This is a genomic window from Phenylobacterium sp. (assembly GCF_035309685.1).
In the GTDB taxonomy this organism is placed as follows: domain Bacteria; phylum Pseudomonadota; class Alphaproteobacteria; order Caulobacterales; family Caulobacteraceae; genus Phenylobacterium.
Genome location: NZ_DATGEX010000041.1, coordinates 38,760 through 49,424 on the forward strand (window position 1 = coordinate 38,760; position 10,665 = coordinate 49,424).

At 68.4% G+C, this 10,665-nt stretch carries 12 protein-coding genes; 4 read left to right on the plus strand and 8 right to left on the minus strand.

Translation table 11 applies throughout. The features are described from left to right. Window positions 1-2: 2 nt before the first annotated feature. From glpX to VKQ35_RS13245, 4 genes are all read right to left on the minus strand, one after another. Complete coding sequence (gene glpX / locus VKQ35_RS13230; RefSeq protein WP_324362322.1) at window positions 3-959, minus strand: class II fructose-bisphosphatase; 957 nt, start codon at window positions 957-959, stop codon at window positions 3-5. Window positions 960-1,000: 41 nt separating this feature from the next. Further along, window positions 1,001-2,308, minus strand: coding sequence for a homoserine dehydrogenase (locus VKQ35_RS13235; RefSeq protein ID WP_324362324.1), 1,308 nt, complete (start codon window positions 2,306-2,308; stop codon window positions 1,001-1,003). A 1-nt stretch (window position 2,309) separates the two neighbouring features. After that, window positions 2,310-3,530: an LL-diaminopimelate aminotransferase gene (locus VKQ35_RS13240; RefSeq protein ID WP_324362326.1), complete on the minus strand. Its 1,221-nt coding sequence runs from the start codon at window positions 3,528-3,530 to the stop codon at window positions 2,310-2,312. Window positions 3,531-3,656: 126 nt separating this feature from the next. After that, on the minus strand, window positions 3,657-4,013 hold the full coding sequence (locus VKQ35_RS13245; protein ID WP_324362328.1) for a hypothetical protein: 357 nt from the start codon (window positions 4,011-4,013) through the stop codon (window positions 3,657-3,659). A gap of 382 nt (window positions 4,014-4,395) precedes the next feature. Here VKQ35_RS13245 and phaC point away from each other — a divergent pair, with 382 nt between their 5' ends. From phaC to VKQ35_RS13265, 4 genes are all read left to right on the plus strand, one after another. Further along, window positions 4,396-6,198, plus strand: coding sequence for a class I poly(R)-hydroxyalkanoic acid synthase (gene phaC, locus VKQ35_RS13250; protein ID WP_324362342.1), 1,803 nt, complete (start codon window positions 4,396-4,398; stop codon window positions 6,196-6,198). Window positions 6,199-6,304: 106 nt separating this feature from the next. Beyond that, complete coding sequence (locus VKQ35_RS13255) at window positions 6,305-6,631, plus strand: PadR family transcriptional regulator (RefSeq protein ID WP_324362330.1); 327 nt, start codon at window positions 6,305-6,307, stop codon at window positions 6,629-6,631. Beyond that, window positions 6,628-7,206: a DUF1700 domain-containing protein gene (locus tag VKQ35_RS13260; RefSeq protein WP_324362332.1), complete on the plus strand. Its 579-nt coding sequence runs from the start codon at window positions 6,628-6,630 to the stop codon at window positions 7,204-7,206. The genes VKQ35_RS13255 and VKQ35_RS13260 overlap by 4 nt, the downstream gene beginning before the upstream one ends. Further along, on the plus strand, window positions 7,206-8,042 hold the full coding sequence (locus VKQ35_RS13265; protein WP_324362334.1) for a GIN domain-containing protein: 837 nt from the start codon (window positions 7,206-7,208) through the stop codon (window positions 8,040-8,042). Before VKQ35_RS13260 ends, VKQ35_RS13265 begins: the two co-directional genes overlap by 1 nt. Here the strand turns inward: VKQ35_RS13265 and msrB are convergent. The 4 genes from msrB to rplM form a co-directional block, all read right to left on the minus strand. Beyond that, window positions 8,029-8,541 carry a peptide-methionine (R)-S-oxide reductase MsrB gene (gene msrB, locus VKQ35_RS13270; protein ID WP_324362336.1) on the minus strand — a complete coding sequence of 171 codons (513 nt, stop codon included), beginning with the start codon at window positions 8,539-8,541 and terminating at the stop codon, window positions 8,029-8,031. The genes VKQ35_RS13265 and msrB overlap by 14 nt on opposite strands. Window positions 8,542-8,602: 61 nt before the next feature. Beyond that, window positions 8,603-9,580: an N-acetyl-gamma-glutamyl-phosphate reductase gene (argC, locus tag VKQ35_RS13275; RefSeq protein WP_324362338.1), complete on the minus strand. Its 978-nt coding sequence runs from the start codon at window positions 9,578-9,580 to the stop codon at window positions 8,603-8,605. An 83-nt stretch (window positions 9,581-9,663) separates the two neighbouring features. Next, window positions 9,664-10,176 (minus strand): 30S ribosomal protein S9, encoded by a 513-nt coding sequence (gene rpsI, locus VKQ35_RS13280; protein WP_324362340.1) that lies wholly within the window; start codon window positions 10,174-10,176, stop codon window positions 9,664-9,666. 2 nt (window positions 10,177-10,178) lie between these two features. After that, entirely contained in the window at window positions 10,179-10,652 is a 474-nt protein-coding gene (gene rplM / locus VKQ35_RS13285; protein WP_324362344.1) for a 50S ribosomal protein L13, read from the minus strand. Window positions 10,653-10,665 lie beyond the last annotated feature (13 nt).

Consider the following 10,665-nt stretch of genomic DNA (forward strand, 5'->3'; position numbering starts at 1 on the left):
GCCTAGACCGGCCGTTTCATCCGCACTTCGCGCGCCGTCCGCGTCGCCGAGTTGAGAACCAGCGTGTGGGTGTGGACGAAGCCGCCCTCCAGCTTCACCCCGTCCAGCAGGGCGCCGTTGGTCACTCCGGTCGCCGCGAAGATGGCATCGGCGCGGACCATCTCGTGCAGGTCGTATTTGCGGTCGAGATCGGTGATGCCCACGCGGGCCGCCCGCGCGCGCTCGTCGGCGTTGCGGAACACCAGGCGGCCCTGGAACTGGCCGCCGACGCACTTCAGCGCCGCGCAGGCCAGCACGCCTTCCGGCGCGCCGCCCTGGCCGACATAGAGGTCGACGCCGGTGGAAGGATCGGCGGTGTTCATCACGCCCGCCACATCGCCATCGGTGATCAGATAAATGCGGCAGCCGACGGAACGCAGGCTGGCGATGATCTCGGCATGGCGCGGCCGGTCGAGCACGCAGACCGTCAGCTCCTCGGGTGGCACGCCCTTGGCCTTGGCCAGCGCCTTGACGTTATCGGCCGGCGACTTGTCCAGGTCGATCACGCCCGCCGGATAGCCCGGCCCGCAGGCGATCTTGTCCATATAGGTGTCGGGCGCGTTCAGCATGGTGCCCTTTGGCGCCCAGGCCATCACCGCCAGCGCATTGGCCATGGCCTTGGCGGTCAGCGTCGTGCCTTCCAGCGGATCGAGCGCGATGTCGATCTTGTGCTTGCCGGAGGGCTTGCCGACCTTTTCGCCGATGTAGAGCATCGGCGCCTCGTCGCGCTCGCCCTCGCCGATGACGATCTCGCCGTCGATCTCCAGGTCGTTCAGCGCCGTGCGCATGGCGTCGACGGCGGCCTGGTCGGCGGCCTTCTCGTCGCCGCGGCCAACCATCTGCCAGGCGGCGATGGCGGCGATCTCGGTGACGCGGACCGCGTCCAGCACCAGGCTGCGGTCGAGGACTTCGGAACTCATCTTCTCAGCGTCTCCGGATATTTCTTCTTAGATGGCGTCTTCTAGATTCTGGCGATGCGTAGCAGGCGCGGACGGTCCAGCACAGCCGGGAGACCCGCGATACGCTCGATCGCGGCCTTCAGCACGGATTCAGCCACCGCATGGGTGGTCAGAACGATGGGCACGCCGCCCTTGAGGGAGTCGGGGGCGTTTTCCACCGGCTTCTGCAGAAAGCTCTCGATGGAAACGCCGGCCTCGGCGAGGGTCTCGGAGACCGCGGCGATCACGCCGGGCTCGTCCTTCACCGACAGCCGCAGATAGGCGCGGCCGATGCTCTTCGACGGATCGACCGGCGTGAACGGTGAGAGCTTCTCCGCCGGGGCCTGGAAGACGGGCCTCACCGCGCCCGCCATCACGTCGGCGATGTCGGCGGCGACGGCGGCGGCCGTGGGGCCGGAGCCCGCGCCCGGTCCCTGAACGAAGATGCGTCCGGTCCGCACGCCCTCGATGAAGAGCGCGTTCAGCGCCCCGCCGGCCTGGGCCAGCGGATGGGCCAGCGGCGCCAGCGACGGATGCACCCGCACCAGCACGCCATCCGGCGAGCGGTCGGCGGACGCCACCAGCTTGATGCGGTAGCCGAGATCGCGGCAGAGCTGGATGTCCAGCAGTTCGACGCCGGCGATGCCCTCGATCTCGGCGGCGGCGTAGTTGGGGGCGCAGCCGAAGGCCAGCGCCGCCAGGATCGAGATCTTGTGAGCCGCGTCGAACCCGCCCACGTCCATGGTCGGATCGGCCTCGGCGTAGCCCAGCCGCTGGGCCTCGGCCAACACGTCGGCGAAGGAGCGGCCGGTCGCCTCCATCTCGGTCAGGATGTAGTTGCAGGTGCCGTTGAGGATGCCGGCGATCGAGCGGATCTCGTCGCCCACCAGCGCCTCGCGGACCATCTTCACCGCCGGGACGCCGCCCATCACCGCCGCCTCGAACAGCAGCGGCACGCCCTGCCTCTCGGCGAGCACGGCAAGCTCGGCCCCGTGTTCGGCGATCAGCGCCTTGTTGGCGGTCACGACCGGCTTGCCGGCCTTCAGCGCCGCCTCCACCGCAGCCTTGGCCGGGCCGTCGGAGCCGCCGATGAGTTCGACGAAGATGTCGGTCTCCGGCGAGGTCGCCAGCGCCACCGGATCGTCGAACCAGGGCAGTTTGGCGATATCGAAAGGCCGGGGCCGCGAGCGCGAACGGGCCGAAACGCCGGTGATGACCGCCTTGCCGCCCGCCGGCGCGAATCCCGGGTGCTCGGCCAGAAAGGTCAGCAGGCCCGCGCCGACAGTCCCCAGACCGGCGACCCCGACCCGCCAGGTTTTCGGCTGAGCCATCCTACTGCGCCGCCAGGGTGTTGTGGGCGCGCGCCAGGATCTCGTCGGACTGGCTGAGGAACTTCTTCACGTTGCGCGCCGCCTGACGGATGCGGTGCTCGTTTTCGACCAGGCCCACGCGCACGAAACCCTCGCCGTATTCGCCAAAGCCCACGCCTGGCGCCACGGCGACGCCCGCCTCCTCGATCAGGAGCTTGGAGAACAGCAGGCTGCCGGCCTCCTTGAACTGTTCCGGCACCGGCGCCCAGGCGAACATCGAGGCGGCCGGGGACGGGATTTCCCAGCCGGCCCGCTTCATGGTCTCCACCAGCACGTCGCGGCGGGACTTGTAGATCGCCCGGATCTCGTCGACGCAGTCCTGCGGCCCGTTCAGCGCGGTCGCCGCCGCCACCTGGATCGGGGTGTAGGCGCCGTAGTCGAGGTAGGACTTCACCCGCGCCAGCGCCGCGCAGATCCGTTCGTTCCCCACCACCATACCGACGCGCCAGCCGGCCATGGCGTAGGTCTTCGACAGCGAATTGACCTCGACGGCGATGTCCTTGGCGCCCTCGACCTGCAGCACCGAGGGCGGTGGGTTGTCGTCGAAATAGATCTCCGAATAGGCGATGTCGCTGATCACCAGCATGTCGTGCTTCTTGGCCAGCGCGATGACGTCCTTGTAGAAGTCCAGGTCGACGCACTGGGCCGTCGGGTTCGACGGATAGCTCAGGATCAGGACGGTCGGCGGCGGCGCGGAGTGCTTCACCGCCCGGCTGACGCCCGCCAGATAGTCCTCCGGCGACAGCGCCGGCACGTGACGGATCACCCCGCCGGCCATGATGAAGCCGTAGGCGTGGATCGGGTACGCCGGGTTCGGGCAGACGATCACGTCGCCCGGCGCGGTCAGGGCCTGGGCGAGGTTGGCGAACCCTTCCTTGGAGCCCAGCGTCGCGATCACCTCGGTGTCGGGGTTCAGCTTCACCCCGAAGCGGCGGTCGTAGTAGCCGGCCATGGCGCGCCTGAGGCCCACGATGCCCTTCGACGCGGAATAGCGGCCCGCCTTGGGGTCGCGGGCGGTCTCGATCAGCTTGTCGACGATGTGCTTGGGCGTCGGCATGTCGGGATTGCCCATGCCGAAGTCGATGATGTCGGTCCCCTGCGCGCGCAGGCGGGCCTTGATGCGGTTCACCTCCTCGAGGACGTAGGGCGGGAGGCGGCGGATGCGATGGAAATCGGGGGTCATTTGAAAGGTCTTGCGCCGCGAGGGCCCAAATGCGGCTTTTCGAAAAGGCGGAGGACGGGTCTTGGTAGTCTCCGGGCGGGAGCCAGCCAAGCCATGGTTCGATGAATTTTCAGCCTCCGCGGGGCGTTATCTCTTCACCGGCGGAGGCGGGGTAGCTCGCGCCTTCTGGTCCTTGGCGAAGGCCTCGGTGTCGCCGGGAACCACCGCCGGCAGCTCGGGGCCGGCGTCGATGCGCGCCTTGGCGACGAAATCGCCGGTGTCGTTGATCGTCCAGGTGCTGTCGGCGGTGGCCGCGATCAGGGTCTGGGCGTCCGCCTCGATCTTCGCCGCGGCCTGGCCGTACTGCTTGTGCGGGCGCACATCGTTGGGAACCTTAGGGAAGGCGGCGAAGGTCGGATAGGCCGCGCCCGGCCGCACGGTCTTGGCCACTTCCGGCGCGATCGGCGACCGCGGATCGACCTGGGCGTCACGGAACGGGTGCACGCAGGCGCTAACGAGGCCGCAAACACCTACGCTCAGCAGGACGCGCGCAGCGGTTCCGCAGCGGAAGGCGTTCACAAAAGGGCTCGACCGGGTCAGCATTTTCCGATCCGGTCTTATGCGATGATCGAGACAGGCGAAAGAGCGCGTGCGCTTTCGCCGCCCGGAGGACCACCCCATGAGCGAGCGAACCTCGCCGGCCAAGGCCGCTAAAGCCGCCAAGGACGGCAAGGCTGTCCCGGGCAAGACGAAGGACAAATCCAAGGCCAAGGCGGTCGCGAAAGCCAAGACCAAGGCGAAGACCGTCAGGGCCGCCGCGCCCTCGCCCGCGCCAGCCCCCGCGCCAGCGTCGGCCCCGGCCGCAGCGGCCTTCTCCGCCGGCGCCATGCCCGGCCTCGACATCCCCGCCATGACCGCCGAACAGCGGGCGGTGGTGGAAAAGCTCTCCATGAACCTCGCCCGCGCGGCGCTCACCGCCCAGGGCGCGATCGCCGAGATGGCGCTGCGGCAGGCCGACCGGCCGGCCGCGCTCTCGCCCGACCCGTTCCACGTGGCCCCGGCGCTGACCGAGGTGATGGGCCGGCTCGCCGCCCAGCCGGACCGGCTGATGCGCGCCCAGGCCGACCTGTTCTCGCGCTATCTCGACCTCTGGCAGAACACCGCGCGGCGGATGGGCGGCGAGACGCCCTTGCCCGTCGCCGAACCGGCCCGCGGCGACAAACGATTCGCCGACCCGGACTGGGCGGAAAACCCGGTCTTCGACGTGATCAAGCAATCCTATCTGCTGACCGCCAACTGGATGAACGGCCTGGTCGCCGAGGTGGACGACGTCGACCCGATGACCAAGCGGCGGGTCGAGTTCTTCATGAAGATGCTCACCGACGCCTTTTCGCCGTCGAACTTCCTGGCCTCCAATCCGGCGGCCTTGCGCGAGGTGATGGCCACCGGCGGCGAGAGCCTGGTGAAGGGCATGGAGAACTTCGCCGCCGACCTCGACCGCGGCGGCGGCCAGCTCTCCATCGCCCAGACCGACTACGAGATGTTCAAGATCGGCGAGAACGTCGCAACCGCGCCCGGCAAGGTCGTGTTCCGCAACGAAATCATTGAGCTGCTGCAATTTTCTCCCACGACGGAGAGCGTCTGCGAGATCCCGCTGGTGATCTTCCCGCCGTGGATCAACAAGTTCTACATCCTCGACCTGCGGCCCGAGAACTCGATGATCCGCTGGTTGTCGGCCCAGGGCATCACCGTCTTTGTGGCCTCGTGGGTGAACCCGACCGCCGAGCTCTCCGACCGCACCTTCGAGGACTACATGCGCGAGGGCATCTATGCCGGAACGCAGGCGGCGATGGACCAGTGCGGGGTCTCACAGGTCAACACCGTCGGCTATTGCATCGGCGGCACCCTGCTCTCCTCGACGCTCGCCCACATGGCGGCCAAGGGCGACGACCGGATCGCATCCGCCACCTTCTTCGCCGCCCAACAGGATTTCGCGGAAGCCGGCGACCTCCTGCTCTTCACCAACGATGACTGGCTCTCGACCCTCGAACAGAAAATGGACGAAGGCGGCGGCGTGCTGTCGGGCCAGACCATGGCCGACACGTTCAATTCGCTGCGCGCCAACGACCTGATCTGGTCGTTCTTCGTGAACAACTACCTGCTCGGCAAGGAGCCCAAGCCCTTCGACCTGCTGTTCTGGAACTCCGACCAGACGCGGATGCCCAAGACGCTCCACATGTACTACCTGCGCAAATTCTACGGCGAAAACGCGCTGGCGAAGGGCGATCTGGTGCTCGACAACGTCAAGCTCGACCTTGGGAAGGTGAAGACGCCGATCTATGTGCAGTCCTCCAAGGAGGACCACATCGCGCCCGCCCGTTCGGTCTACAAGGGCGCCAAGCTGTTTGGCGGGCCGGTGAACTTCACCCTGGCGGGATCGGGGCACATCGCCGGCGTGATCAACGCGCCCGCGGCCCACAAGTACCAGCACTGGACCAACCCCGCGCTCCCCGCCACGCTCGAGCAATGGCAGGCGGGCGCGGCCGAGACACCCGGCTCGTGGTGGCCGCATTGGATCGAGTGGCTGAAGGCCAGGTCCGGCAAGCAGGTCCCGGCCCGCGACCCCGCCAAGGGCAAGCTGAAGCCGCTGGGCGACGCGCCGGGGACCTATGTGAAGGTGCGGAGCTGACCTCCCCTTTGGAGGGAGGGATGTTACGTTACTAAGGTTTAATGCCAGCTACCTTGCACCGCCCAATACCTTGCCATAGGTTCTGGACTTGCAAGGAGGCGCCGACGTGCCGGAAGCCATCGACATTCAGCTGAAGAAAGGGGCGCTCGAGCTTTGCGTGCTCGCCCTCCTCTCGCAGCACGACAGCTACGCCTATGAGATCGCCAGCCAGCTCTCCGACTCGATCGGCATGGGCGAAGGCACGATCTATCCCCTGATGCGCCGCCTGCAGATGGACCGGCTGGTCGAGACCTATCTGGTCGAGAGCCCGACCGGCCCGTCGCGCAAGTATTACCGGCTGACCACGGCCGGAAAGGCGAGCTTCGCCTCGCAGAAATCCGCCTGGAGCGCGTTCTCCGGTGCGGTGGAAACCATTCTTGGAGGGGCGAAATGACCCGGCAGGCGTTCATGGCCCGGTTGATGGAAGGCCTTCGCGGCCTGCCGCCGATGGCCCAGGCCGACATCATCGCGGACTACAACAACCACTTCAACGAAGGCGCCGCCGCCGGCCGCAGCGAGGCCGACGTGGCCGCGGCGCTGGGCGACCCCAGCCGGCTGGCCCGCGAGCTGCGCGCCGAAGCGGGCCTGCGCCGCTGGGAAGCCGAGCGCAGCGCGTCCGCCGGCGCCTCGGCGGTGTTCGCGGTGCTGGGCCTGGGCGCCATCGACATCCTGATCCTGCTGCCGATCCTGATGGGCGTGGGCAGCGCGATCTTCGGCATTGGCGTCGCGGTGCTGGCGGTGTTCTTCGCCGGCGGCGTGGTCTTCGCGGCCGGGCCCTTCATGGGTCTCCCCGGCGGTGTGACCGCGACCATGCTGGCGGGCGTCGGCCTGATGGCCGGCGCGGCCTCCGGCGGCGCGGTGCTGGCCATCGTCACCACGGGCCTGGTCAATGCGCTGGTCTGGTACGGCCGCCTTCACTACCGGCTGCTGACGCCGGCCCTTGAACCGCAAGTCCACGGAGCCCTCTAATGATCCGCGTGCTCGTCATGATCGCCGTGGCCGGCTTCCTGGTCTCGGTCGTCTCGCTGTCCTCGGCCGTCGCGATCGGCGGTCCGGACCTGTTCACCGACGGCGTCTGGAGTCGCTGGTTCGACGGCAACGCACGCTGGGGCTGGAACGACGACTGGGGCGACCGCCACTGGCGCCACGGCCGCGACAGCGGCCCGCAGACCACCCGCGACCTGGCCTGGAGCGGCGGCGACACGCTGGAGGTCGATGTGCCGGCCGACGTCCGCTACACCCAGGCGCCCGGCGCCGGGAAGGTGACCGTCAGCGGCCCGGAACGCGAAGTCGCCGATGTGGAGGTCGAGGACGGCCACATCCGCTTCATGCGCCACGGCCACCACCACTGGGGCGACCTCAGCATCGTGGTCAGCGCCCCGGCCGTCAGCCACTTCGCCATCGATAGCAACGGCAGCCTCGCCATCGAGAACTACAAGCAGGACCGGCTGAGCCTGGACATCTCCGGCAGCGCCAACGTCACCGCCAAGGGCGAGGCCAAGGGCGTGGAACTGGCCATCGCCGGCTCCGGCGCGACCGACCTGACGGACCTCAAGGTCTCCGACGCCGACGTCACGGTGGCCGGCTCCGGCGAAGCGACGCTGGGCCCCACGGGCGTCGCCAATGTCGATATCTCAGGTTCGGGCGATGTCACCCTGCTGAACCATCCGACGAAGCTGGAAAGCAACGTCTCGGGCTCCGGCAGCATCCACCAGAAGGATGGCGTCACCGCCTCCGGCGCGGCGCCGGCGGCGCCCGCTTCGCCTCGGCCGCCAAAACCGCCCAGGCCGCCTAAGCCGGTATGAACTTGAGCGCGACGCCGTTGTTGCAGTAGCGCAGGCCGGTGGGCTTGGGGCCATCGTTGAAGACGTGCCCGTGGTGGCCCAGGCACTGGGCGCAGTGGTACTCGGTGCGCGGCACGCCGATGGCCAGGTCGACCTTCTTCAGAAGCGCGCCCGGGATGTAGGTGTAGAAGCTGGGCCAGCCGGTGCCGCTCTCGAACTTCCAGTCCGACTTGAAGATGGGCAGGCCGCAGCCCAGGCACGCGAAGGTTCCCTTCCGGTGCTCGTTCAGCATCGGGCCGTCGCTGCCCGGCGGCTCGGTGTCCTCGTGGCGCAGCACCTCGTAGGACTTGGGCGGCAGGCGCAGCTTCCACTCGCTGTCGCTGATCTTGCGGAACGGCGAGGCGGCGTAGGGATCCTCGGCCGCGAGGGCGAGGCCCGGGACGGCCGCGGCGCCGGCGGTGAGCGCGGTGGCCATCAGGAAACCGCGGCGGGAGAGAGGGGCGTGAATCGGGGTGCTCATGCCTGGATTACGTGGCGCCATGGGCAAAAGTTACAAGTCCCGATCGATCTTCAGCGCGCGATCACAGGCCCGCGCCTTCCTCCAGGCCGAGCATCAGGTTGAGGTTCTGCACCGCCGCGCCGGACGCGCCCTTGCCGAGATTGTCCAGCAGGGCGACGAGACGCGCCTGGCTCCCGTCGGCGCTGCCGAAGACGAAGAGCTTCATGCGGTTGGTGCCGTTCAGCGCCTCGGGATCGAGCGCCGCCACATAGCCGCCGGCCCCGGCGCGGGTCTTCTGCAGTTCGGCGCATTCCGGCCCGCTCGCCACCTCCACGAACCGCTCGCCGGCGTAGTAGGCCTGCAGCGCCACATGCAGGTCGGCCGGCGACGGCTTGCCGGGCAGCGCCCAGAGCTGCAGCGGGACCTCGACGATCATCCCCTGGGCGAAGCGGCCGACCGAAGGCGCGAACACCGGCGTGTGGTCGAGGCCCGCGTGGACCTTCATCTCCGGCAGGTGCTTGTGCGCCAGGTTCAGGCCGTAGACGCGGAAGGCGTCGCTCGTGCCGGCGGGCGTCGCGCCCTCGAACTCCGCGATCAGCCCCTTGCCGCCGCCGGAATAGCCAGAGACGGCGTTGACGCTCAACGGGAAGTCCGGCGGGATCAGACCGCCGGCGACGAGCGGCCGCACCAGGCCGATGAAGCCGGTCGGATAGCACCCGGGGTTCGCCACCCGCGTGGAGCCGGCGATCGCCGCCCGCTGGTCCTTGTCCAGTTCGGCGAAGCCATAGGCCCAGCCGGACTGCGTCCGGTGCGCGGTCGAGGCGTCGACGATCCGCACGCTGTTCGACTTTGCCAGCGACACGGCTTCCCGCGCCGCGTCGTCCGGCAGACAGAGCACGACGGCGTCGGCCGCGTTCAGCAGCTCGGCGCGCGCGCCGGGGTCCTTGCGCCGCGCCGGATCGATGGACAGCACTTCCAGGTCGCTGCGGCCGGCCAGCCGCTCGCGGATCTGCAAGCCTGTCGTGCCGGCTTCGCCATCGATGAAGACTGTGTGGGGCATTGCGGAATGATCCAGACAAAGAGAAAGGGCGCCTCGGTTTCCCGAAGCGCCCTTCCGAAACGCGAGTTTTCGCGCGCGGCTTTTTAGCGCTTCGAGAACTGGAAGCTGCGTCGGGCCTTGGCCTTGCCGTACTTCTTGCGCTCCACCACGCGGCTGTCGCGGGTGAGCAGGCCGTGCGGCTTCAGCACCGCGCGGAGCTCCGGCTCATAGTAGGTCAGGGCCTTGGAGATGCCGTGACGGATCGCGCCGGCCTGGCCGGAGAGGCCCGAACCCTGCACGGAAACGATCACGTCGAACTGGCCGGCGCGGTCGGAGAGCTCCAGCGGCTGGGCGATCATCATCCGCAGCACGGGGCGGGCGAAATAGATCTCCTGGTCGCGGCCGTTGATGGTGATCTTGCCCTTGCCGGGCTTGATCCAGACGCGGGCGATGGCGTTCTTCCGCTTGCCGGTCGCGTAGGAGCGGCCCTGGGCGTCGACCTTACGCTCGTGGACAACGGTGTCCGCGGCTTGCGTGCCGAGGCCCTTGAGGGCGTCGAAGCCGGTCGCCTTGGGGGCTTCCGCGGCTTCGGCGACGGGGGTGTTTTCTTCCGACATGCTCACGCGCTCCGCACGTTCTTGGCGTTCAGATCGGCGAACGCGATGGTCTCAGGGTTCTGGGCGGCGTGCGGATGCTCGGGCGCGTTGTAGATGCGCAGGTGCGTCAGCTGCTTGCGGGCCAGCGGGCTTTCCTTGGGCAGCATGCGCTCGACGGCCTTTTCCAGAACCCGCTCCGGGAAGCGGCCGTTCAGGATCGCGCCGGCGGTGCGTTGCTTGACGCCGCCCGGGTGGCCGGTGTGCCAGTAGTAGATCTTGTCCTCGAGCTTCTTGCCCGTGAACTTCACCTTGTCGGCGTTGATCACCACGACCACGTCGCCGCAGTCGACGTTGGGGGTGTAGTCGGGCCGATGCTTGCCGCGAAGACGGTTGGCGATGAAGGTCGCGAGGCGGCCGACCACGGCGTTCTCGGCGTCGATCACGATCCACTTCTTCTCGACCTCGGCGGGCTTCAGCGAAGCCGTGGTCTTCATCATGGGAAATCTCATC

Coding starts and splice junctions, on each gene's coding strand:
- phaC (WP_324362342.1), top strand. CDS start 4,396: ATGCCCGGCCTCGACATCCCCGCCATGACCGCCGAACAGCGGGCGGTG.
- msrB (WP_324362336.1), bottom strand. CDS start 8,541: ATGAGCACCCCGATTCACGCCCCTCTCTCCCGCCGCGGTTTCCTGATG.
- rpsI (WP_324362340.1), bottom strand. CDS start 10,176: ATGTCGGAAGAAAACACCCCCGTCGCCGAAGCCGCGGAAGCCCCCAAG.
- VKQ35_RS13235 (WP_324362324.1), bottom strand. CDS start 2,308: ATGGCTCAGCCGAAAACCTGGCGGGTCGGGGTCGCCGGTCTGGGGACT.
- VKQ35_RS13265 (WP_324362334.1), top strand. CDS start 7,206: ATGATCCGCGTGCTCGTCATGATCGCCGTGGCCGGCTTCCTGGTCTCG.
- glpX (WP_324362322.1), bottom strand. CDS start 959: ATGAGTTCCGAAGTCCTCGACCGCAGCCTGGTGCTGGACGCGGTCCGC.
- rplM (WP_324362344.1), bottom strand. CDS start 10,652: ATGATGAAGACCACGGCTTCGCTGAAGCCCGCCGAGGTCGAGAAGAAG.
- VKQ35_RS13260 (WP_324362332.1), top strand. CDS start 6,628: ATGACCCGGCAGGCGTTCATGGCCCGGTTGATGGAAGGCCTTCGCGGC.
- argC (WP_324362338.1), bottom strand. CDS start 9,580: ATGCCCCACACAGTCTTCATCGATGGCGAAGCCGGCACGACAGGCTTG.
- VKQ35_RS13240 (WP_324362326.1), bottom strand. CDS start 3,530: ATGACCCCCGATTTCCATCGCATCCGCCGCCTCCCGCCCTACGTCCTC.